Below are 22500 nucleotides of genomic sequence, written 5' to 3' on the forward strand. Positions count from 1 at the left end.
CTTTTTAGATGCTTATTCGAGTGTTGTGGGTTTTAAGATGCTGATAATTAGCACTTATTGCGGAAAGAGAGGGATTCGAACCCCCGGAGGTGTGACCCTCAACGGTTTTCAAGACCGCCGCAATCGACCACTCTGCCATCTTTCCTTTGTGGTTTGCGTGTGCAAAGTTAGGTATTTTTATTTTACTGTGCAAGTAATTTGCGGAATTTTTTAAGTGTATTCTGTAATATTTTTATTTTTATGGTTAAATATCGGTTTTATGCGAAATTCTTCGTATTTTTGTGTGTTTTATATAACCTCTTCAAAGTCCTACTTCTAAGATCGGTAAAAGAATTATGCTTTATTCAATGACAGGATTCGGAAAGTCAGTAAAAGAGTTTCCGGGCAAAAAGATTACAATCGAGATCAAATCGCTTAATTCCAAGCAGGCCGATATTGCTACGCGTATCCCTGCATCGTTGCGTCAGCGCGAGCTTGATATGCGCAATGTGATTGCCGAAAAGCTTGTGAGGGGCAAGATTGATTTATCGGTTTCTATCGAATCGAGGAGCGGAGATGTGTCGCAGCGGTTCAATATCCCTGTCATGAAGGCTTATAAGGCACAGATCCAGCAGGCCGCCGCTGAACTTGGCATTCCGGAACCTGAATCAGATTGGTTCAGTATGCTTATGCGGTTTCCGGATGTGCTTCATGTCGAGTCGGTCGCTGATGCTGACGAATCGGAGGTGAATGCCACTATGGAAGCTCTTAAGGAGGCTATTGAGGCATTGTGTTCTTACCGTCGGGTCGAGGGTGAGAAGCTTGAGGCTTTCTTCACTGTGCGGGTCAACCGTATCGCGGAGCTTCTTGGCCAGATATCGAAGTATGAGGGTGAGCGTGCCGCTCGTGTGAGGGCACGTATGGAAGAGGGTCTGACCAAGCTGAGCGGGATTGATTATGACCGGTCTCGTCTGGAGCAGGAGATGTTCTTCTATATAGAGAAGTTCGATATTAATGAGGAGAAACAGAGGCTGGCACAGCACCTTACATATTTCATCGACACGATGAAGGCTCCTGGAGCCCAGGGCAAGAAGCTCGGGTTCATAACCCAGGAGATAGGTCGGGAGATCAATACGCTCGGATCCAAAAGCAATCATTCCGATATGCAAAGGCTCGTTGTCCAGATGAAGGATGAGCTTGAGCAAATGAAGGAGCAGGTTCTCAATGTTCTCTGAATATCATGTTGTCTAATATGGAAAAAGGCAAGATCATAATAATCTCGGCTCCGTCGGGTTGTGGCAAGTCGACAATAATCAACGCCCTTCTTAAGCGAGGTGAGATAGACATGCAGTTCTCTGTGTCAGCTACCAACCGTCCTCCGCGCGATGGGGAGGTCCATGGAGTGAATTATTATTTCCTCACCGACGATGATTTCAAGAAAGCTATTTCACAAGGCGATTTCGTGGAATATGAGGAGGTGTATCCGGGGAGATATTACGGAACTCTTAAGAGTGAGATTGCCCGCATAGTGGATGGCGGTCACAATGTGGTGCTTGATATAGATGTCAAGGGCGGAGTGAATGTGAAGAGAATGTATGGCGATGAGGCTGTGAGCGTATTCATACAGCCGCCGTCGGTCGAGGCTCTTCGCTCACGTCTTGTGGGGCGTGGCACCGAGACTGAGGATGCGATAGAGCAGCGTGTGGCGCGTGCCGAGTTCGAGATAGGATACGCTCCTCAGTTTGATCACACTGTGGTCAACGATGACCTCACCGAAGCTATAGAGAATGTGTCGAAAATCTTAAAAGAGTTCACCTGCCGATGAGGATAGGAGTGTTCGGAGGGTCGTTCAACCCTGTTCATATAGGTCATGTGATGCTCGCCAGCTACCTCAAGCAGTTTGAGGGTTTTGATGAGGTGTGGCTAATGCTCTCTCCGCTCAATCCCTTGAAGGCTAATTCAACAGAGCTTATCCCTGATGTGACGCGTCTGAAGATGCTCGACATAGCTCTCAAAGGCGCAGAAGGCATAAAGGTGAGTGACATAGAGCTGTCTATGCCTAGGCCATCCTATACGATAAATACACTGCGCTATCTTGCCAAGAGATATCCGCGCCATACATTCAAGCTGATAATAGGGTCGGACAACTGGAAGATATTCTCGCAATGGAAGGACAGTGAGGCTATCATCAGGGATTTCGGAGTGGTGGTTTATCCTCGTCCCGGATATCCTGTCGGCACCATTTACGATGATGATGTCGAAGTGGTCAAGGCCCCTATGGCAGATGTGTCGAGCTCGTTCATACGCAATGCAATAGCACGAGGCAAGGACATGAACTATTTTCTCCCTTCAGGGGTCTACGATTATATCAAGACATTCAATCTATATATCCCCAAACCGTTATCTGGAAATGCAGTTAAGCCCTAATTCATTGGCGTTTGTAGCGTTGGGCAATGAGTATTGTGCCGCAATCGAAAACGCCTCCCAGTCCGATCCGCAAGCGTTCATAGCTGAGATGGTGAGGTTGCTTCCGCGTATCTACATCACAGCTTCCGACCTTAAGCCGGCACCGTCTCTTGACGAGGAGCCGCCGTATATCGACAGCTATCTTGACGAGTATCATTATGAGTCACTCCGTTCCGCTATAGAGGGTATGCTCGGTCAGGATGATGTGTACCTTGAGGTGTTTGAGGAGGATATGAAATATTCTGACACGCCGATCCGGGCAAGCATTTCGGAGGGGCTGTGCGATATATTCCAGGTGCTTTACAACTTTGTATCGTCGGTCCGTGATGCCGCCGAGTCGCAGATCAATGATGCGCTCATTGCTGTAAGCGAGGACTTCGCGTCGTTTTGGTCACAGAAAGTTGTGAATCTCATGCGTCCCCTCAACCATATCCGTTACAACTCGGATGAAGATGACGACATGTTCTGAACAGGTTGTTGAAAATTCTAAACTTATATATATATAAAGATGTCAATTATAAAACCAGGTACACCTGTAGCGTTTTGCAGTGACCATGCAGGCTACGAAATGAAAATGCTCTTGGAGGGCTACTTCGAGGCGCAGGAGATTGAGTACAAGGACTTCGGCACATTCTCGGCTGAAAGTTGCGATTATGCCGATTATGCCCATCCATGTGCGCAGGCAATAGAAGAGGGTATGTGCTATCCGGCTATTGCGTTGTGCGGCTCAGGCAACGGCATAGGGATAACACTTAATAAACATCAGGGAATACGTGCGGCAATATGCTGGAATGTTGAGCTTGCCGAGCTTGCCCGCCGTCATAATGATGCCAATGTACTTGTGCTCCCGGCACGTTTCATTGACAATGTGACAGCCATCAGTATAGTTGAAAAATTTCTTGAGTCTCCGTTTGACGGCGGACGCCATCAGCGTAGAGTGGAAAAGATACCTTTGAAATAAAGTTCCTCAGGGATTACAGCATCAGGACAGGAGGGCTTTGCAATAGACGATGCGACCATAGGTTTAAGATATCTATGTGTCCTTGTCGTCAGGCAAGCCCTCCTGTCCTGATGCTGTTTTTGTTTCGTTCAGTCGTGAGGCATGGCTGAGGCTATTGCTTTTCGGCTCTCTTCCATAAGTGTGTTGAGGTCATGGCCTCCGGGTGTAGGCGGTATGGGTTTATGTATGGTGAGCCTTATGTGCCCGGGACGCGGAAGCAGCCTGAATCGTGGAAGCACATCAAATGCTCCATCAATTGTCACAGGGACTACCGGCATATTGAACTCTACGGCGAGCATATATGCCCCTTTTTTGAATTTTCGCATCTTGCCGTCCCAGGTGCGGGCCCCTTCGGGGAACACTACGAGCGACATTCCTCCGCTCAATTGTTTCTCTGCCTCCTGCATTGTGCGTCGGGTGGCACTTACGGATGAGTTGTCAACGAATATCTGTCCCGAAGCCTTGCATCCCCACCCAACGAACGGGATCCTACGCAGGCTTTCCTTCATCATCCACCGGAAATTATGTCCGAGGTAGCCGAAAAGTGAGAATATGTCATAAGCACCCTGATGGTTGGCGACGAACACGTATGAGGTGTCTTTGTCGATGTTTTCATGTCCGCTCGCGGTCACTCTGACGAATGCCAGCCAGCAGAATATGCGTCCCCAAAGCACTTCGGGATAATAGCCCCACCATTGTCCGGCTCCAAGAGCGGAACCTATCACTGTGAAAATGGCGGTGATAATGGTCGAGGCCACTATCAGCGGGCAGAAAATCAGAATCTGGTATATTCGGTAGAGTATTATCATTGTATCGTGTGGGATACTGCGTCGTGAAGGACTGGGTTGTATAAGTTGATTTCGAGTGCAAAAATACGTAAAAATATTTTCACTGTCAGTGATATTCGACATAAATACGGAAAAATTTCTTTAAATATTGTGTGGGACGTGGATTTACACTATCTTTGTGGTGAAAATCCCCTGAGGTAAAGAGAACACACTCGGCAAATTATTAACTAATCAATAAATATTTAATTTTTACTCAACACTACTATGTGGTTAACATGTTCATCTATAGGGCGCAAGCTTGTGATGGCAGTCACCGGAGCTTGCCTTGTCCTATTTGTCACGTTTCACTGCCTGATGAATGGTGTCGCGCTGTTCTGGCCTATGGGCTATAATGCTGTGTGCGAATTTCTCGGAGCCAACTGGTACGCTCTTGTAGCATCCATGGGGCTTGCAGCTCTCTTTGTCATTCACATCCTCTACGCTCTTTGGCTCACGCTTCAGAACCGTCGTGCACGTGGTAATGACCAGTATGCCATTGCCGGTGCTGCTCCCGGAGTGGAATGGTCGTCCAAGAATATGCTTGTGCTCGGCATTGTTGTGGTCGCATTCCTTGTGGTTCACCTCATCCAGTTCTGGGCAAAGATGCAGCTTGCTGAGATTCTTGAGGAGGAATACATGTATAATGGTGTATATGTGCATCCTGCCGATGGTATAGCATTCATCAACATCGCGTTCTCACAGGTATGGACCCCCATTGTCTACATCATAGGCTTTGTGGCACTGTGGTTCCATATGAATCACGGTTTCTGGTCCATGTTCCAGACCGCAGGCTGGGACAATGACACCTGGCTCCCCCGCCTCAAGAGCATCAGCTTCTGGTGGACATCCATCGTCGTAGGTCTCTTCATCATTCAGGCCGTAGTGTTCACTGTGCGTGCCATGTAATGTGAGTTACAGCGAGAACTAATATTTTCCCGAATTAAAAAAATAACATTACCAGATATGGCAGATATAAAGAACCTTGAGGGGATGATTGATTCTACCCCCATCATGAATGATTATGCCGACATCGAGTCCTCAAAGCTCCCTGAATATCAGATAGATTCCAAGATCCCCGAAGGACCTCTCGCCCAGAAGTGGACCAACTATAAGGCTCATCAGAAACTTGTCAATCCCGCAAATAAGCGCAACCTTGACATCATCGTTGTAGGTACAGGCCTTGCAGGTGCATCCGCAGCATCGACCCTTGGCGAACTTGGCTTCAATGTGCTGAACTTCTGCATTCAGGATTCACCTCGCCGTGCTCACTCCATCGCAGCTCAGGGTGGTATCAATGCCGCTAAGGATTATCAGAACGACGGCGACTCAGTGTACCGTCTCTTCTACGATACCATTAAGGGTGGTGACTTCCGTTCACGCGAGGCAAATGTATACCGTCTTGCCGAAGTCTCCAACAATATTATAGACCAGTGCGTTGCTCAGGGTGTTCCTTTTGCACGTGAGTACGGCGGTCTCCTTGCCAACCGTTCTTTCGGTGGCGCACAGGTGTCACGTACATTCTATGCCAAGGGTCAGACCGGTCAGCAGCTTCTGCTCGGAGCTTATGCTTCACTCAACCGCCAGATCAAGAAAGGCACAGTGAAGTCATTCAACCGTCGCGAGATGCTTGATCTCGTAATCATCGACGGCCGTGCCCGCGGTATCATCGTGCGCAACCTCATCACAGGCGAGCTGGAGCGTTACGCCGCTCATGCCGTAGTGCTCGCTACCGGCGGATACGGACGTGCTTTCTTCCTTTCCACAAATGCTATGGGCTGCAACGGTTCTGCCGCAGTTCAGGCATTTAAGAAGGGTGCCTACCTTGCCAACCTTGCATTCACTCAGATCCACCCCACATGTATCCCTGTGCATGGTGAGGACCAGTCCAAGCTTACACTTATGAGCGAGTCGCTCCGTAACGACGGCCGTATCTGGGTGCCCAAAAAGAAAGAGGATGCCGAGGCTATCCGTGCAGGCAAGAAGAAGCCTACCGATATACCCGATGAGGACCGCGACTTCTATCTGGAGCGTCGCTATCCTGCGTTCGGCAACCTCTGTCCTCGTGACATCGCCAGCCGTGCAGCCAAGGAGCGTTGCGACGCTGGCTACGGTGTAGGTTCCGGAAATGCTGTTTACCTTGACTTCAAGTATGCTATCGAGCGTCTTGGCGAGGATGTGGTACGTGACCGTTACGGCAACCTTTTCGATATGTACCAGATGATTTCTGATGACGATCCCTACCACACCCCGATGATGATCTTCCCTGCAAGCCACTATACAATGGGTGGTATCTGGGTTGACTACGAGCTCCAGACATCAGTGAAGGGTCTTTTCGCTATCGGCGAATGTAACTTCTCTGACCATGGTGCCAACCGTCTTGGTGCATCGGCTCTCATGCAGGGTCTTGCCGACGGTTACTTCGTGATACCTTACACCATGCAGAATTATCTCAGCGATCAGATCAAGGTGCCTCACTTCACTACCGACACCAAGGAGTTTGACGAAGCTGAGAAGGCTGTGCGCGAGCGCATACAGAAGCTTATGAACATCAAGGGCACCAAGTCCCCTGACCAGATCCACAAGCGTCTCGGACATGTGATGTGGGATCTCGTAGGTATGGGACGTACACTCAAGAGTCTCGTAAAGGCTCTTGAAGAGGTAGAAGAAGTGCGTAAGGAATTCTATACCGATCTGCGCATCGTAGGCAATGCCGACGATCTCAATCAGGAACTTGAGAAGGCATTGCGTCTTGAGGACTTCCTCGTGATAGCCAAAATGATGGCGATCGACGCTCTCAACCGTAACGAATCGTGCGGAGCACATTTCCGTGAGGAGTATCAGCTCGCTGACGGTGAGGCTGCACGTAACGACAAGGACTATATGTACGTGTCCTGCTGGAAGTACACCGGCGAAAATGAGAAGCCTGTCCTCCTCAAAGAGCCCCTCAACTACACCGAAATCAAGGTTCAGACCCGTAACTACAAGTCATAATCAATCCCCCGATTTTTTATCTGAAGCAAAATGGAACATAATATAAATGTAAACCTCAAGATTTGGCGCCAGCGTAGCCCGAAAGAACCGGGGGCGTTCAAGAACTACCGTGTGGAGAACGTCTCCACCGGAAGCAGCTTCCTCGAAATGCTCGATATGCTCAACCAGCAGCTCGTAGAGAAGGGTGAGGAGCCTGTGGTATTTGACAGCGATTGCCGCGAGGGTATCTGCGGTATGTGCTCTCTTTATATCAACGGACATCCCCATGGTCCGGTACAGGGCATAACCACCTGTCAGCTCCACATGCGTAAGTTCAACAACGAGGACACCATCACCATCGAACCGTGGCGTTCTGCCGCATTCCCTGTGATACGCGACCTTATGGTCAACCGTAATGCCTTTGACCAGATACAGCAGGCAGGAGGTTACGTGTCGTTCAATTGTGGCGGAGCTCCCGATGCCAACAATCTCCCCATATCCAAGGAGGTTGCCGATATAGCAATGGACTCTGCTACATGTATCGGTTGCGGTGCATGTGTTGCAGCTTGCAAGAATGGTTCTGCAATGCTCTTCGTCAGTGCCAAGGTAAGCCAGTTTGCCCTTCTTCCCCAAGGTCAGGTTGAGCGTGCCCGCCGTGCCCGCGCCATGGTCAGCAAGATGGACGAGCTTGGCTTCGGCAACTGTACCAACACCGGAGCTTGTGCGGCTGAGTGTCCCAAGAACATCTCGCTCAGCAACATCGCCCGCCTCAACCGCGAGTTCATCAAGGCAAAGTGTGCCGATTGATCTGACTATAGAGAGTTGATAGCGGTATAGTGGCGGAGACATCCGTCCGGCAACAGCTCTCAGTCATTATTTATAAAAGGAACAGCAGAATATATATTCGTTCTGCTGTTCCTTTTTCGTGTTATGCACATTAAGTGGGATTTAAGTACTGAGAAACTATTGCTTCCCTATTAAATTTGCATTATAGAGCATGTTTTATAAGAATCTGTAATATTTGTTCGTAATTATTTGGTTTAATGATTCATAACACGTATATTTGCGAAAGACGTCATTATCACATTTTCATTCATATTCATTAATGTAATCCAAACCTGTTTATTCCTCTGATAAATGTACTGCCATGAAAAGATGTAATTTAATAGCCAATATATGCTGCATTGTTTATGGCAGGTGTTGTCGGGTGGTGTATGCATGTCCGATTTGCAAATTGGAATATCCCGATGCGGTTGATTATAACAAAGCGGAGATAAGATGGTAGTAAGATTTCTGTTAAGTCTTGTATGCCTGCTCTTTGTAGCCTGTGCGGGGAGGAATGGCAGTGGTGGTGAGATGTCTGATTCCGGATTGCATTTTCCTGACTCTATGGATGTCAAGTGGACTTATGTGACCGGTGACGATATGATGCCTAATCCAAGATGTTTTGCCGTGGATGACTCCTGTGTCTATGTGCTTGGTGATGCAGGGGGACGTAGCCTGTTTGTGTATAACATAACCACAGGAGAAGAGATGGGCAGCTACATTGACCGTCGGTCGCATATAGGAGAGCTGACGAATCCATACGGATTGAGCATTGACAGAAGTACTGGTGATTTCGGTGTGTTCAATTTAGGTATGACTGACAGGTTTCTTGTGAGATATTCACCTGAATATGAACCTAAAGTACTATATAGAGTGGATTCTGTTTTCCCGATTAATGATATCGTGCTTGCTCCTGACGATCGTGTCATAGCAGTGTCATTGGTATATGAGAACGGGGAGCCAACAGGACGTCAGGCTGTGAGCCTGCTTGATGTAGCGGACGGTGTTACTCTGATAGGTTCGTGTGATGAATTATTACCGGTAATACCAAAAGGATTGGGTAGGGAGATCAGTGTGTCGGGTTCCGGAAAAAGAGTGGCATCAATAATTCGGAATTCGGGATTTTTGGAGACGTATGAGATAACAGGCGATAGCATATTGCGTACATCTCACAACAACTATTTTCCCATAGAGGTGTCTGACGACGGTATCGCTCATGTGAATCATAATATACAATATGGTTTCAGATGTGTTGCCGTCTCGGATGATTATGTATATGCTGTATATAGCGAATCTAAGGCTGAGGGTGATCCGGTCACTACTGTAGGAGTGTGGGACTGGAATGGTAATCCGGTCAAGAAGATCAAGACCGATAAGAATGTTTCTGATATATGTGTGTCACCCGACGGTTCACGGCTTTATTGCACGTCAAAATTCAGGAGTTCGATATGCACTATTAATTACATAGATTTATAATAATTGCCATAGGTGAGAAATGAGTATCACCTATGGCATAAAAATATAATGTCATGAAAACATATCCCCTACATACTGCGAGACTGTTCATATTACTCATCGTATCGTTAGTGGCTGTCATGGCTTTCGCCGAAGAGAAGCCTTTGACTCTGTATGGCAGAATTAAGGAATCGGTGTTCAAGAACGACTTGCCTGAAGCATGGGTATACACAATTGATGAGAACGGTAACCGCAAGGATTCTCTGACGGTATGGAACAAGAGCAATTCGATGTTCAGTGACGGTGTTATAAATGATTTTGCCCGTATTTCATTCCTCGTGGAAAGGAAGGATTCGGTGTATGTTTTTGAGGTGGGATGTGAAGGATATACACCCCGGACTGTTGTATATAAGGTGGAGAATGTAGGCGATCGTGAGGATACGAGAAATATTCCTGACATATATCTCGACCGTGCTCCCCACAAGCTGCGTGAGGTCGAGGTCACAGCCTCAAAGATCAAATTCTATCACCGTGGCGACACCATAGTGTACAATGCCGATGCATTTCAGCTCGCCGATGGATCGATGCTTGATGCTCTCATATCGCAACTGCCTGGTGTGGAGCTCAGTGATAACGGACGGATCACTGTCAACGGTGAGTTTGTGGAGTCATTATTGCTCAATGGCAAACATTTCTTTGACGGCAACAATAATATAATGCTTCAGAATATAGGAGCTTATACGGTTAAGAATGTTGAGGTGTATCGCGGGCATTCGTTGATGGAGAAGTTTCACGATAATCTTAATGCTCCCAAGCGTCTCACAATGGATGTGAAGCTCAAAAAGGAGTATTCGATTGGGTGGATAGCGAATGCACAGGCTGGTTATGGCACAGAGTCACGTTTCATGGGCAGACTGTTTTCCGCATGGTTCACATCGTCAACCGAGGTAGTGTTTCTTGGTAACATCAATAATCTGAATGACAACCGTGAGCCGGGTAAGAATAGCTCATGGACCCCTGAGCAGATGCCTTCCGGCACGCGCAGGTATCAGCTTGCCGGGCTCAATTATCAGCATAGGGTACCGTCGGGTAACAGATTTGCCAGAGGTAACATTACATATGAGGGAAATAGACTCAACAGCAGTACTGTGACCGACAGAACAAATTTCTTCTCTACAGGTAATACCTACGACTATAGTAGTGCCGGTGACAGATATAAGGATTTCAAGGTCCGTACCAACCATTCATTCGGACGTAAATTTAATGGAGTAAGCATCTCGGCAGATGTCGCCGGAAGCTATTCTCGTACAGACAATACGTCATCGAGCCTGTCGGCCACATTTGACAGTGAGCAGTCTGGAATGTCGTTGCAGGCACTTGAAGCTGTATATGCCACCGGATTGTCTGAACAGCTGTCCTCCATTATCAATCGTTCCAGGCAACTCAATAACGGACTGAACAAGGCAGGCAGCGTCAACGGAGGCGCAATGCTTTCGTATAAAATACCTCAAAGTCCTGACCGGATATATGCCCAGATGGCGGTAAGCTACAGTTCCCGCAAATCGGAGGCATGGCATGATATAAACGTAAATTATAGTGATAATTCCATAGCGGGTATCAGACAGAGAAATTACACTTACGGATCGCCTGACAGTGACTTTACACTGCGTGCCGGCACAGGTTACAATTGGAGAAAAGGTATGCTGTCAGGTGCGGTGAAGTACGATTATAATTTCCATAACCGTGACAGAGACTCTTACATGTATGCCCTGGAGCGTCTTGGTGATGATATGGGCGTGTATGGGGAACTTCCGGCGGGTTATCAGTCATGTCTTGATGCAGGCAACAGCTATACTTCGCGGCTTTGTGAGAACAAGCATACATTGTCGCTTGAATTAATGTATCTCGGCAAATTGTCCAATGGCAATTCCTTGCAGATCAGATTTGAGCCTAATGTCGGTGTGCTCCATAGCAATCTGCATTATTTCAGTGACAATAAGGCATATCCGGTGAGCCGTACATCTGCGCTGTTCTCTATAGCTGATCTTGGCGGATCGATAAGATACCAATGGGGCGGTCCTGCCAAAAAATCGGCAATGCAGATTCTGACACTGAAATATGGTCTTGACACAGGCACACCTGATCTGCTGCATTTGGTGGATGTGACCAACACTTCCGATCCTCTCAACATATCAGTCGGCAATCCTGACCTTAAAAACTCTCATACGTATAAAATGGGGCTGTTCTATATGATATCGCCTAAAAACTATATGAGCAATACTGTGACAGTGGACTTTTCTGTCACTGACAATGCTCTGGTGAGGGGATATTACTATGACAAGACTACAGGTGTACGTTACAACAAGACCTATAATGTGAGCGGGAACAATTCCTTAAAAGCCGAGAATGTGTTTAATCTTCAGTTTGGCAGAAGAAAGCAATTTACGTTGTCATCGGCTACTGTGGCTGGCAATATACATAGTGTGGATATGGTGGGTACTGACGGAATGGAGCCGGCTCCGTCAAAGGTGGATACACGTACTCTAAGCGAGAATATAAGGGTGTCGTGGCAGATAGGCAAGCACTCGTTATCGTTGAACGGAGTGGTGTCGGACCGCCGCACCACATCATCGCGTGATGGGTTCAATGATATCAATGCCACGCATTACAATTATGGTGTCACAGGCTCATTTGCTCTCCCGGCAGGATTCGGTATAAGCACCGATTTCAGATTATACACACGCCGTGGCTACGGTATGCGTCAGCTTGACACGACTGATGCCGTGTGGAATGCGCGCGCCACCTACACTCCGCGTGGAGGACGATGGGTATTCACTCTTGACGGCTTTGATCTTCTCAGGCGTCTTAATAACATTCACTATGCAGTCACAGCCACAGGACGTACAGTAACATATACCAACACATTGCCGCGCTACATCTTATTTTCGGTGCAGTATCGTCTCAACATACAGCCTAAGAAGTGATGGCTGGGTTCTGTTTATAGGTGGTGAGTTGGACCGATTATTGTAATCCTTTATTATGCTTTATGGGGGTACAATATGTAGTTTTATCAATGATTTCTTGTTGGTTTCGAATTCATTGCTTAGATTTGTATCTAAATAAATAATTATACAGATAATGAGTGACTTAATGCGAATTTTTGTTTCGCTTGCTCTGGTGGCAGTCAGTACGTATGCATCGATGGCGCAACATATGGTCATGTCCGGTATTTCACGCCAGGGCGGTTACTCATATGTGGATGGCAGCCGTGTTCATCCCGACAGTCTGCTTATAGAGGGGCGTATTGTGGAGTCGTTGGTCAAACGTGACCTGATCGATGCTTTCATGATACCGATAGATGACGACGGCAATCCCGGTGATACCATAAAGGCGAGAGCCAGATATGCCTTTACCCATTCAGATCATGTCCGGAACATGTCGTATATCGAATTCATGACTGAACACAAGGATTCGACCTATGTGTTTGAGATAGGGTGTCCGGGATACACATCTCAGACAATAGTGTATAAGGTCGAACGCCTGGGCAAGCGCGAACTGAAGCGCGAGATGCCATTGACCGAGCTCGTGCGTGAGCCTCATAAACTCGGAGAGGTGGAGGTGGTGGTCTCGAAAGTGAAATTCTTTCATAAAGGCGATACGCTGGTCTACAATGCCGATGCATTTCAGCTTGCCGAAGGATCGATGCTTGATGCCCTGATAGCCCAGCTTCCCGGAGTGGAGCTTAACAGCAATGGGGAGATCAAGGTGAACGGTGAGAAAGTGGAGTCGCTGCTTCTGAACGGTAAGGAATTCTTCGACAAGGACCGCAATATCATGCTTGAGAATCTCGGTGCCTATACGGTAAACAATGTCGAGGTGTACCGTGGTCAGACAAAACGTGAAAAGTGGATTGATGATCCTAACGCACAGAAACATCTCACGATGGATGTAAAACTCAAGAAGGAATATTCCATGGGATGGCTGCTCAACTCTGAGGCGGGGTATGGAACAGAGGATCTCTACACAGCGAGGCTCTTTGCTTCATGGTTCAGCAACACTTCGCGATTTACGCTTTTAGGCAACATGAACAATGTGGGCAATAATTTTAACCTGAGCAGTCCGGAGCACAATGTGGTGAGCATGGGGGGAGGAAGATCGTTTACTCCATCGGGCCGTAGCCGTTATAAGAATATCGGGCTTGACTATTCGTTTGATACCAATAATGAGGCAAACAACTTTCATGGGTCATTTGTGTACACCGGTGACAATGATGCGCGAACAACAACAGCCAACAAAATCAATTTTTTCAATACAGGCGATACATATGAGTATTCATATTCCGGAAACCGAAGCCGGAATATGAGGCTTGGCACATCTCATGCCATGATGTTTGATCTCGGACGGTTGAATATCACAGGGAGCATGAGCGGAAGTTATAGTTCCAACGATAATTCTTCAAAATCGCTCTCCGCAAGCTTCAATGAGGAGATGGAGGATGCGACAGTCGAATTCATCGAGAACCTATACAGTTCAGCCACTCCCGAAGAGCTTGCCGCCATCATAAATAGAAATGTCAGCAAAAGTGATAGCGAAGGGAAGAGCGGAAACGCATCGTTCAGTTCAGAAGCTATTTATAAGGTGCCGGGAACATCTGATAAACTCTTATTCTCGCTATCGTCAGGATTTTCTGTAAACAAGGCGCACAGCTGGCAAGACTACTTGATAAATTTTGGTGCAGACCATGTTCCCTCCGAACATCGCCGACAGTACACCGACCAATCTCCCAACAGAGATTTCAATATCTCAGGTTCGCTTGGCTATACGGCGAGAATCCGTAATGTGAGTCTTGATCTGGTGTATGAGGCATCTTACTCGGAAGGCAAGAACGGTTCTTATATGTATGCACTTCACAAGCTTGACGACATGGGGGTATACGGTGGTGTTCTGCCCCCGGGTTATGAATCGACTTTTGACCCTTCCAACAGTAATTCTTCAAGCAACAGTCAGAGGAATCACTCTTTACAGTCTAATTTTAGGTATGTTACACAATTTGATAGCGGATATGAGCTTAATATATTTGTAATGCCTACGATAAGGCTTGTTAACCGACATCTTGATTATTGGCGAGACAGTAAAAATTATAATATAAGAAAAAACAATTTTCAGTTTTCCAGTGCAGTTGTCAACATAAGGTTCGGTAAAAGAAGTTTCATGACGGAGTCTCTGTCGCATGCATTGTCGTATCAGTATGCCTTGTCGACCAGTCTTCCTGGGCTTCTCAGCCTGGTGGATGTGGTGGATGATTCCAATCCTCTTTATATATCGGAGGGTAATCCTGACCTGAAATCGTCAACGGTGCACCATCATTCAGTTAGCTGGAATATTTCTGGCAAAGGTATGGTATCAAACAGTTTGAGCCTTAGTTATAGTCATACCAATAATTCGATTGTCAATGGTAATTCATATGACACATCCACAGGCGTGAGCCGTACACGTATGTATAATGTCAACGGTGACAACGATGTGTCGCTGTCGGACTTTGTTCACTTCGGATTCGGAAAGGACAGATGCTTCACTCTGTCATCATCCTCGACATTGAGCCGCAGGCATGATGTGGATATGATCGGCACCAACGGCGCGGCCCCGTCCAGGACCTATGCCGATACATGGGCCATAAGTGAGAATGTCAATCTGGGATGGCGTAGCCCGAATTTTAAACATAATGTATCGATAGTCGGAAATATATCCAACAACCGCACACGTTCGGCACGAGAAGGTGCCAATAATGTGAATTCGGTCCATGTCAGCTATGGGCTGACAGGTATGTGCACTCTTCCCGGCGGCTTCCGGATCAACACCGATCTTAATTTCTATACCCGGCGTGGCTATGGTTCAAGGGAGCTTGACACCACCGATGCCATGTGGAATCTCAGTGCTTCCTACACTCCGAAGGGGAACAAGTGGGTATTCACTGTCAAGGGATTCGACATTCTCCAGAGTCTTTCAAACGTTTATTATTCAGTGACAGCCTCAGGACGTTCTGTATCCTATTCCAACACTCTTCCGCGCTATGTGCTTTTCACGGCGCAGTATCGTCTGAACCTTCAGCCGAAAAAGCGCATGTGAAAGTTCTTTAGTTTATAATATGATAAAAATATGATTTATGGATAGTCTTGAATTAATGGCGTCAGGGGCATGGCACAATGGGTTTGCCACAGAGATAGGAAATGCTCTCGGAAGGGCATCCCGACTTTGCTTCAGCCTGAATAGTATATCTCCTGAAAATAAGTCTGAGCGGGAATCCATAATCAGAGATCTGTTCGGAGAGATAGGTGACAGGTTCATCATCAATAGTCCGTTCCGGTGTGACATAGGATATAATATCCATGTGGGTGACAATCTTATATGCAACTTCAATGTGGCTATTCTTGATGAGGCGGAGGTGTGGATCGGTGACAATGTGTTTATCGGTCCCAACACATCAATCTGCACCATAACCCATGCACTTGACTTTCGCCAAAGGAACGAAGGCATAATGCGTTCGGCTCCGGTGACAATCGGGTCGAATGTGTGGATAGGAGCCGGAGTCACCGTATTGCCGGGTGTCACAATAGGCGATGGCTCTGTGATAGGAGCCGGAAGTCTTGTCACTAAGGACATACCCTCGGGGGTACTTGCTTTAGGCTCCCCATGCAGGGTGGTAAGGGAGATTACGGAGGCTGACGTTGTGGTCGATATCCGTTGTCCGGATTAAGCACGGATTGCGTGACGTTTATGCGAAATCCTGAGTCTTATATAGTTAATGCCGATTATCATGCTTGTGAGCAGCTCAGCCATCGGAATGGATAGCCACAGCCCCGCAACCCCGATGATTCGGGGAAGGATTATAAAGCACGGCACGAGGAGGATCACACCGCGTAGCAGGGTGTAGAATGTCGAAGCCACGACCCGTTCGATGCTCTGATAGTAACCGATGAATGCTATGTTGATTGCGAAGAACACGGCACATGTCGAGAATAGCGGCAGTCCGTTTATTGCCAACGGATAGGCGGCTTCGTCAGGTCTTAGGAACATGGATACTATTATGTGGTCGGCTGTCCATAATCCGGAAGCCACTATGGTGCCGCATATCATGGCGGTGTAGAGCGACACGCGCAGGGCGCGGCTTACTCTCCAGGCATTGTGTGCACCGTAATTATAGCTGATGATGGGTTGTGCTGACTGTGCTACTGCATTGCTTATGGAGAATACCAGAGGGAACAGGTAGCAGGCTATGGCATAGGCTGCCACACCCTCCTCATTAAGCATTGACATGAACATATAGTTGCCTGTGAGCATCATCACGCTCATGGCAAGTTCGGTGATGAATGTGGCAGAGCCGATCTTCATCATATAGCGTGCGTTACGAACAGTCAGAAGCAGTGAGGTCACCGACATTTTCAGCCTGTAGAACCTTAGGCGGTCGTGGAACCATATGAAATATGACAACACAAGCAATCCTCCTATAGTGCATGCTATTGATGTGGCGAGAGCGGCACCCATCACGCCCCAGCCGAGGGGGAATATCATATACCAGTCGAGTACGATATTGATGACCGCTGCTATTATCTGTACCCACATGGCATATTTCGGAGATCCGTCAAGACGGATCAGCATCATCCCTACGCATTGTATGAAGAGAAAGAACAGTCCCGGCTGTAGCCACAGCAGGTAGTCCGTGGCATAGGGGAGCAGACGGTCACTGCATCCGAGCAGCTGAAGCACATTTTCTGAAAAGCAGGTGCATCCTATGATTATGAGGCTTATGATGAGCAGCCCTACAATGAATGCCTGTGTCAGTATTATGCGTGCGGCTTTGACATTATCCTCTGACAGGCGTATGCTTGCTATGACCGATGAGCCGATGCCGAACATCAGTCCTATCCCGGTAGCGACCATGAACAATGGTGCTACAATGTTGACAGATGCAATGCCGTCGGCATTGACGCCTTGCCCTACGAAAACGCCGTCGATTATTGTGAGTGCCGAATTGAATATCATTCCCACAAGAGTAGGAAAGAATAAGGCAAGGAAAACTTTGCTGATTTTCCCATTGCCGAAATCAATCTTGTCACGTCCGAGATCCCCGTCCTTCATACCGTTGTTTTTTAGGGGTACAAAGGTACGGATTATTGGCATAACCGGCAACCGATACCGAAATGTTTATTCGGTGAAAAGGGTTTTGGTATAAGGCATGATTGTTATACGTGCGTCAGATTATGTATGTGATCGGTCATTTCGTCGATTTTCGACTCTATGGATCTTAGCAGTGCAAACTGGGCTTTCGCTCTTATAAGGTTATGCTCCGGATATTCTGTCTTATAATAAGTGTCGCCATTGAGATAATCGGTGAGAAATCTTATAGCCTGCATATAGGCGAATCGTTCGGCGGCATAGGGGAGGAGCTTTATCTCAAGCGGGGTGAGGAAACATCCTGCGCTTTCAAGGTATCCTTTGGCGAACTGCCGGAACACATCCATATTGAACTCCACATTGGCAGTGTCAGGATCATCTTCCTTGCCGGTGTTTGCGGCTGTGCGCAGGAAGTCTCCGAAGTCCGAGAATACGAACGACGGCATCACTGTATCAAGATCGATCACGCATACCACATTGCCTTCCTGATCGAATAATATATTGTCGACCTTGGTGTCGCAGTGGCATATGCGTTTGGGTAGTTTGCCTTCACGATGCAGCCTCTCGGCAAGACAGGCATGTTCGGATCTGTGTTCAAGTTCTCCGATGATGTCACTGACCCCGGATGCTCTTCCGGCAATGTCACTATTGACAGCATCCCTGAACTGCGTGAGCCTGAACTCCATATTGTGGAAATCAGGGATAGATTCATCAAGCACCTCGGTTATGTCCGACAGCATATACTGAAACTCACCGAAGGCGGTCCCTGTCCGGTAAGCGTTATCAGGAGTCACTGCCTTGCGTGTGAAAGTGTTGTCGATAAACACCATCATACGCCAGTAGTCCTCTCCATCGAAGTGGTAGGTCTTACCTGTGTCTTGAGTGTGAAGAAATCTGAGGCTTCTGCGGTCGGGATCTTTCACCCCTTGGGCTTCAAGGCGGCATCGGATATGACGAGTGACAATTTCAATGTTTCTTTGCAGCTTGTCAACATCTTTGAATATGTGATGGTTGATGCGCTGTAGCACGTAGACGGAATTGTCACCTGCCTGTACGGAGGTTACCTTGTAGGTGTCGTTGATAAGACCGTCGCCTAAGTGGCGGATGTCGTTATCATTGGCATTTATGCCGAAGTGCGACACTATTTCGTTCAATGGCTTCATATTACAGTATCCACATGGGTCTATTTCTTTGATTTGGATTTTTTGCCTTTGTTTTTCAATGCTTTTGCCTTAAGGCTTTCAGTAAATGCGATAGCTTTCTTCATTGAAGCCTCCTCCTGTTCGGGTGATGCGAAAGCATGGCTGTAGCCTTTGGTCTTGTTCCAGTCGCCTCGTGTGAAATCGGGAATTGCGACAGGAGCACTGTTGTGGTCCATGGAGAGTGAACCGAGTTCGGCAAGGCAGCACCATTCTGCCAGGTCATACACATCCATGTCGAGAGGGAGTCCGTTCTGTAGGCAGTATATCATGCGTGCGTCCATTATGAAGTCCATCCCTCCGTGTCCGCCTACCTCTTTTGCCATTTCTCCGTATTTTATGAGGATCGGGTGGCGGTATTTCTCTATAAGAGCTTCTTTTTCCTTTCCGCTGAGGAACGAGTGGGCAGAGAGGTCCTCGATATCGACTTTCACCCCTGCGTCAGCGAGCTGCTGTTTGCCCAGAGCATATCCTTCCATGGGATACTTGTTGGCAAAACCCTTTGTGCCTGTAAGCTGATAGAGACGGTTGTAGGGCTGAGGAGTCATCACATTGTGCTGTATCTCTATCACTTTACCGTTCTCTGTGCGTATAAGGGTCGTAGTGTGGTCGCCGTTGCGGAAGTTGCTGCACACCGAATCGGTCAGCTCAGTTACGAGTGCCGCACCGTTGACCGACTTTGTGTCCATGGCTACAAGGGTTTTCATGCGGTCGCCGCGATGGATGTTCAGAGCCTGTGCAACAGGTCCGAGTCCATGGGTGGGATATACGTCGCCACGATGGCGCATATTGTAGTCCAGACGCCATCCGAGTTTGTCGTTCTCTCCGTTTTTCCAATAATGTTTCCAGAATGGACTTAGATCGTGTATATATGCTCCCTGGGCACGGATCACTTCTCCGAACACTCCTTGCTGTGCCATGTTGAGTGTGTTCATCTCAAACCAGTCATAGCAGCAGTTTTCAAGTATCATGCAATGTTTCTGATGCTTCTCGCTTAGGTCGATCAGTTCCCAGCAATCATTCAGAGTCATAGCCGACGGCACTTCGATGGCTACGTTCTTGCCGTTGCGTAAGGCGCATTTGGCTATTGGGGCATGATGCAGCCAGTCCGGGGCTATGTATACAAGGTCTATGTCGGGACGCTTGCATAATTCCTCATATCCGTTTTCTCCGTAATAGATGTCAGCTTTGGGCAGAGACGCTTTTTCGAGATACTTCTGGCAGTCCTCCGCTCTTGTCTGTTCATAATCACACAGAGCCTTGATTTCGACTCCGGGAATGTGGGTGAAACGTTCCACGGCACCCGGGCCTCGCATTCCGAGACCTACGAAGCCAACTCTTACTGACTCCATAGCCGGAAGTGCGAGTCCCAGGACACTTTTCTGTCCGGGGGCACGTTGGGGCGATTCCACTTCGATGGTGCCCTCGTTCCATTGCCACTCGGTGCCGTACTCGTTTATATTTTTATCAGCAGTCTGTCCGGATGCAGATATGACTATAGGATTTACAGCCATGCAGGCTGATAGGATAATTGATTTGATAGTGTTCATCGGTATTATATAGCGGTCATTGTGTAATATTGCAAAAGTACCGAAAAAACACGATAGTTTAACACTCCGGAGCAAAAATAATGATTATAATAGATTTTGGCGTTCGGTGATGTCGGCATCGGTCATGGTGTGGTCCCCGAGTGAACCTTCCGCAGCCTGGATACATATATAGATCATCGGTTCCGATGATGTGCATTTGAGGTTGCGGTCGCAGTCGGTTGATACTCTTACCACCGAACCTTCGGAGATATCGAACACATCGTCATTAACCTGAAATCGTCCTGATCCGCTGAGTATTATATAGTTCTCTTCGTTTTTGCGATGGCTGTGGAAGAATGGCACTTCTGCTGCGTGGGGAAGGGTGCCGAATGAGATCTCACATGACGTGGCTCCGGTGCAATCCTTGAAAAAAGATTTTCCATCGAAAGCACTAATGTTTCCTGCCGAGGCATGTGTGTAGTTTTTTCCCTGGTTGATAATTTGTACTTTGTTCATAGTTCTATGTTTATTTGGATTTTAAGTGAATGGATAGTAACTTTGTTATCAGAAATTACTTTCTGAATGATAGTGCAAAGTTAATCTATATTTATTTGTAATGCAATATGTTACCGGTTTGAAAGTCACTATCCTTCAGGTAAGATTTTTTGAGAATCAATTATATGGAAGTTAAAGAAAAATTAAAAAAATATTCCGATGCGGAGCATTGCCCTGTACGGAATGTGATATCTCATTTCTCATCAAAATGGTCGATACTTCTGTTGCATATTCTAGCGGAGGAGTCGCCGATGAGATTTGGTGAGATAAGTCGTGTGCTTGAGGACATATCTCCTAAGGTGCTGACATCCACGCTTAAGAATCTTGAATCAGTCGGGCTTGTATGTCGCAAGGTATATGCTGAGGTCCCTCCGAGAGTGGAATATTCCCTGACACCTTCAGGGCGTACCCTCATTCCTGCTTTGGCTCCGCTCGTACAGTGGTCGATAGATAATTTTGCATCTATTGTGGGTAATCGCGGGCAGTCAGGTAAGCGGAGTTGAGAAATTTTTTGTACCTTTGCACCGAAAAATAAGTCAAAAATTCATATTGCAAGCGGTAATACCGTGAAAATAAAGTCGATAAATCCCTGTGCTTTAGTGACTTGTTTTCTAAACAACTGTTTCAACAAAAAAGAGAGCTTGCATACATTAAATTTAGAAGATATGAGTTATAATCTTTTGAAAGGTAAGCGTGGTGTGATATTCGGCGCGCTTAACGACAAGAGTATCGCCTGGAAAGTGGCTGAGAAGGCCGTTGAGGAGGGTGCGATCATTACTCTTAGCAACACACCTGTTGCTGTGCGTATGGGTGAGGTATCCCAGCTTGGCGAGAAGCTTAATGCAGAGGTGATCCCTGCCGATGCTACCAATATCGAAGATCTTGAGATGGTGTTCCAGCGTTCTATGGAAGTGCTTGGAGGCAAGATCGATTTCGTTCTCCACTCTATAGGCATGTCACCCAATGTGAGAAAGAAGCGTCTGTATGACGACATCGATTATGATCTGCTTGGCAAGACACTCGACATCTCAGCCATCTCTTTCCATAAGATGATTCAGGCTGCAAAGAAGCTTGATGCTATTGCAGAGTACGGAAGCATTCTGGCTCTCAGCTACATCGCTGCTCAGCGTACAATGTTCGGATACAACGATATGGCTGATGCCAAGGCTCTTCTTGAGTCTATAGCACGCAGTTTCGGATATATCTATGGCCGTGAGAAGCATGTGCGAATCAACACCATTTCACAGTCACCCACAGCCACCACAGCCGGAAGTGGCGTGAAAGGCATGGACTCGCTTATGGACTTCGCCAACCGTATGTCCCCCTTAGGCAACGCTACAGCTGAAGAATGTGCCGACTACTGCATCATGATGTTCTCCGACCTCAGCCGTAAGGTGACAATGCAGAATCTCTTCCACGATGGAGGCTTCTCAAGCATGGGTATGAGCCTTCGTGCGATGGACCAGTACGAAAAGAGTTTCGATCTCTACCGCAATGCTGACGGAACCATACAGTATGGTTAA

General features: G+C 47.3%; 19 protein-coding genes and 1 tRNA gene. 14 read left to right on the plus strand and 6 right to left on the minus strand.

Annotated features, from left to right (window positions below; genetic code table 11):
• Nucleotides 1-60: 60 nt before the first annotated feature.
• Nucleotides 61-145, minus strand: a tRNA-Ser gene (locus EZ315_RS07740).
• A gap of 190 nt (nucleotides 146-335) precedes the next feature.
• Here EZ315_RS07740 and EZ315_RS07745 point away from each other — a divergent pair.
• Genes EZ315_RS07745 through EZ315_RS07765 form a run of 5 tightly spaced genes read left to right on the plus strand, consistent with a single transcriptional unit; the run spans nucleotide 336 to nucleotide 3406 of the window.
• Nucleotides 336-1214 (plus strand): YicC/YloC family endoribonuclease, encoded by an 879-nt coding sequence (locus EZ315_RS07745; RefSeq protein ID WP_135471563.1) that lies wholly within the window; start codon nucleotides 336-338, stop codon nucleotides 1212-1214.
• Nucleotides 1215-1231: 17 nt separating this feature from the next.
• Entirely contained in the window at nucleotides 1232-1804 is a 573-nt protein-coding gene (gmk, locus tag EZ315_RS07750) for a guanylate kinase (RefSeq protein ID WP_135471564.1), read from the plus strand.
• Nucleotides 1801-2406 (plus strand): nicotinate (nicotinamide) nucleotide adenylyltransferase, encoded by a 606-nt coding sequence (gene nadD, locus EZ315_RS07755; RefSeq protein WP_135471565.1) that lies wholly within the window; start codon nucleotides 1801-1803, stop codon nucleotides 2404-2406. The genes gmk and nadD overlap by 4 nt, the downstream gene beginning before the upstream one ends.
• On the plus strand, nucleotides 2390-2914 hold the full coding sequence (locus EZ315_RS07760; RefSeq protein ID WP_135471566.1) for a DUF5063 domain-containing protein: 525 nt from the start codon (nucleotides 2390-2392) through the stop codon (nucleotides 2912-2914). Before nadD ends, EZ315_RS07760 begins: the two co-directional genes overlap by 17 nt.
• A 39-nt stretch (nucleotides 2915-2953) precedes the next feature.
• Nucleotides 2954-3406: an RpiB/LacA/LacB family sugar-phosphate isomerase gene (locus EZ315_RS07765; RefSeq protein WP_135471567.1), complete on the plus strand. Its 453-nt coding sequence runs from the start codon at nucleotides 2954-2956 to the stop codon at nucleotides 3404-3406.
• Between the two features lie 128 nt (nucleotides 3407-3534).
• Here the strand turns inward: EZ315_RS07765 and EZ315_RS07770 are convergent, their stop codons facing one another.
• Nucleotides 3535-4254 (minus strand): lysophospholipid acyltransferase family protein, encoded by a 720-nt coding sequence (locus EZ315_RS07770; protein WP_135471568.1) that lies wholly within the window; start codon nucleotides 4252-4254, stop codon nucleotides 3535-3537.
• Nucleotides 4255-4497: 243 nt separating this feature from the next.
• Here EZ315_RS07770 and EZ315_RS07775 point away from each other — a divergent pair, with 243 nt between their 5' ends.
• The 7 genes from EZ315_RS07775 to EZ315_RS07805 all read left to right on the plus strand — a co-directional run bounded on the left by EZ315_RS07775 (nucleotide 4498) and on the right by EZ315_RS07805 (nucleotide 16276).
• The gene (locus tag EZ315_RS07775; protein ID WP_135471569.1) at nucleotides 4498-5178 is read left to right on the plus strand and encodes a succinate dehydrogenase cytochrome b subunit; all 681 of its coding nucleotides are present in this window, start codon (nucleotides 4498-4500) and stop codon (nucleotides 5176-5178) included.
• 105 nt (nucleotides 5179-5283) lie between these two features.
• Complete coding sequence (locus tag EZ315_RS07780) at nucleotides 5284-7263, plus strand: fumarate reductase/succinate dehydrogenase flavoprotein subunit (protein WP_135471938.1); 1980 nt, start codon at nucleotides 5284-5286, stop codon at nucleotides 7261-7263.
• A gap of 30 nt (nucleotides 7264-7293) precedes the next feature.
• Complete coding sequence (locus EZ315_RS07785; protein ID WP_135471570.1) at nucleotides 7294-8049, plus strand: succinate dehydrogenase/fumarate reductase iron-sulfur subunit; 756 nt, start codon at nucleotides 7294-7296, stop codon at nucleotides 8047-8049.
• Nucleotides 8050-8520: 471 nt separating this feature from the next.
• Nucleotides 8521-9543: a BF3164 family lipoprotein gene (locus EZ315_RS07790; protein ID WP_135471571.1), complete on the plus strand. Its 1023-nt coding sequence runs from the start codon at nucleotides 8521-8523 to the stop codon at nucleotides 9541-9543.
• Between the two features lie 53 nt (nucleotides 9544-9596).
• Nucleotides 9597-12506 carry an outer membrane beta-barrel protein gene (locus EZ315_RS07795; protein WP_135471572.1) on the plus strand — a complete coding sequence of 970 codons (2910 nt, stop codon included), beginning with the start codon at nucleotides 9597-9599 and terminating at the stop codon, nucleotides 12504-12506.
• 166 nt (nucleotides 12507-12672) lie between these two features.
• On the plus strand, nucleotides 12673-15648 hold the full coding sequence (locus EZ315_RS07800; RefSeq protein WP_170957492.1) for an outer membrane beta-barrel protein: 2976 nt from the start codon (nucleotides 12673-12675) through the stop codon (nucleotides 15646-15648).
• Between the two features lie 37 nt (nucleotides 15649-15685).
• Complete coding sequence (locus EZ315_RS07805) at nucleotides 15686-16276, plus strand: sugar O-acetyltransferase (RefSeq protein ID WP_135471574.1); 591 nt, start codon at nucleotides 15686-15688, stop codon at nucleotides 16274-16276.
• Here the strand turns inward: EZ315_RS07805 and EZ315_RS07810 are convergent.
• From EZ315_RS07810 to EZ315_RS07825, 4 genes are all read right to left on the minus strand, one after another.
• Nucleotides 16273-17700 (minus strand): MATE family efflux transporter, encoded by a 1428-nt coding sequence (locus EZ315_RS07810; RefSeq protein WP_242452539.1) that lies wholly within the window; start codon nucleotides 17698-17700, stop codon nucleotides 16273-16275. The two genes, EZ315_RS07805 and EZ315_RS07810, sit on opposite strands and share 4 nt — an antisense overlap.
• Nucleotides 17701-17762: 62 nt before the next feature.
• Complete coding sequence (locus EZ315_RS07815; protein ID WP_135471575.1) at nucleotides 17763-18857, minus strand: phosphotransferase enzyme family protein; 1095 nt, start codon at nucleotides 18855-18857, stop codon at nucleotides 17763-17765.
• Nucleotides 18858-18877: 20 nt separating this feature from the next.
• Nucleotides 18878-20443, minus strand: a complete 1566-nt coding sequence (locus EZ315_RS07820; protein ID WP_135471576.1) for a Gfo/Idh/MocA family protein — start codon at nucleotides 20441-20443, stop codon at nucleotides 18878-18880.
• An 84-nt stretch (nucleotides 20444-20527) separates the two neighbouring features.
• Nucleotides 20528-20938 carry a cupin domain-containing protein gene (locus EZ315_RS07825; protein ID WP_135471577.1) on the minus strand — a complete coding sequence of 137 codons (411 nt, stop codon included), beginning with the start codon at nucleotides 20936-20938 and terminating at the stop codon, nucleotides 20528-20530.
• A 164-nt stretch (nucleotides 20939-21102) separates the two neighbouring features.
• Here EZ315_RS07825 and EZ315_RS07830 point away from each other — a divergent pair, with 164 nt between their 5' ends.
• Both EZ315_RS07830 and EZ315_RS07835 read left to right on the plus strand, forming a co-directional pair.
• Complete coding sequence (locus EZ315_RS07830; protein ID WP_135471578.1) at nucleotides 21103-21480, plus strand: winged helix-turn-helix transcriptional regulator; 378 nt, start codon at nucleotides 21103-21105, stop codon at nucleotides 21478-21480.
• 162 nt (nucleotides 21481-21642) lie between these two features.
• Nucleotides 21643-22500: an enoyl-ACP reductase FabI gene (locus EZ315_RS07835; protein ID WP_135471579.1), complete on the plus strand. Its 858-nt coding sequence runs from the start codon at nucleotides 21643-21645 to the stop codon at nucleotides 22498-22500.

It is taken from the genome of Duncaniella freteri, assembly GCF_004766125.1.
Classification (GTDB): Bacteria; Bacteroidota; Bacteroidia; order Bacteroidales; family Muribaculaceae; genus Duncaniella; species Duncaniella freteri.

Excerpts from the sequence above, each read along its gene's own strand:
- EZ315_RS07745 (WP_135471563.1), top strand. The coding sequence starts at position 336 with ATGCTTTATTCAATGACAGGATTCGGAAAGTCAGTAAAAGAGTTTCCG.
- gmk (WP_135471564.1), top strand. The coding sequence starts at position 1,232 with ATGGAAAAAGGCAAGATCATAATAATCTCGGCTCCGTCGGGTTGTGGC.
- nadD (WP_135471565.1), top strand. The coding sequence starts at position 1,801 with ATGAGGATAGGAGTGTTCGGAGGGTCGTTCAACCCTGTTCATATAGGT.
- EZ315_RS07760 (WP_135471566.1), top strand. The coding sequence starts at position 2,390 with ATGCAGTTAAGCCCTAATTCATTGGCGTTTGTAGCGTTGGGCAATGAG.
- EZ315_RS07765 (WP_135471567.1), top strand. The coding sequence starts at position 2,954 with ATGTCAATTATAAAACCAGGTACACCTGTAGCGTTTTGCAGTGACCAT.
- EZ315_RS07770 (WP_135471568.1), bottom strand. The coding sequence starts at position 4,254 with ATGATAATACTCTACCGAATATACCAGATTCTGATTTTCTGCCCGCTG.
- EZ315_RS07775 (WP_135471569.1), top strand. The coding sequence starts at position 4,498 with ATGTGGTTAACATGTTCATCTATAGGGCGCAAGCTTGTGATGGCAGTC.
- EZ315_RS07780 (WP_135471938.1), top strand. The coding sequence starts at position 5,284 with ATGAATGATTATGCCGACATCGAGTCCTCAAAGCTCCCTGAATATCAG.
- EZ315_RS07785 (WP_135471570.1), top strand. The coding sequence starts at position 7,294 with ATGGAACATAATATAAATGTAAACCTCAAGATTTGGCGCCAGCGTAGC.
- EZ315_RS07790 (WP_135471571.1), top strand. The coding sequence starts at position 8,521 with ATGGTAGTAAGATTTCTGTTAAGTCTTGTATGCCTGCTCTTTGTAGCC.
- EZ315_RS07795 (WP_135471572.1), top strand. The coding sequence starts at position 9,597 with ATGAAAACATATCCCCTACATACTGCGAGACTGTTCATATTACTCATC.
- EZ315_RS07800 (WP_170957492.1), top strand. The coding sequence starts at position 12,673 with ATGCGAATTTTTGTTTCGCTTGCTCTGGTGGCAGTCAGTACGTATGCA.
- EZ315_RS07805 (WP_135471574.1), top strand. The coding sequence starts at position 15,686 with ATGGATAGTCTTGAATTAATGGCGTCAGGGGCATGGCACAATGGGTTT.
- EZ315_RS07810 (WP_242452539.1), bottom strand. The coding sequence starts at position 17,700 with ATGCCAATAATCCGTACCTTTGTACCCCTAAAAAACAACGGTATGAAG.
- EZ315_RS07815 (WP_135471575.1), bottom strand. The coding sequence starts at position 18,857 with ATGAAGCCATTGAACGAAATAGTGTCGCACTTCGGCATAAATGCCAAT.
- EZ315_RS07820 (WP_135471576.1), bottom strand. The coding sequence starts at position 20,443 with ATGAACACTATCAAATCAATTATCCTATCAGCCTGCATGGCTGTAAAT.
- EZ315_RS07825 (WP_135471577.1), bottom strand. The coding sequence starts at position 20,938 with ATGAACAAAGTACAAATTATCAACCAGGGAAAAAACTACACACATGCC.
- EZ315_RS07830 (WP_135471578.1), top strand. The coding sequence starts at position 21,103 with ATGGAAGTTAAAGAAAAATTAAAAAAATATTCCGATGCGGAGCATTGC.
- EZ315_RS07835 (WP_135471579.1), top strand. The coding sequence starts at position 21,643 with ATGAGTTATAATCTTTTGAAAGGTAAGCGTGGTGTGATATTCGGCGCG.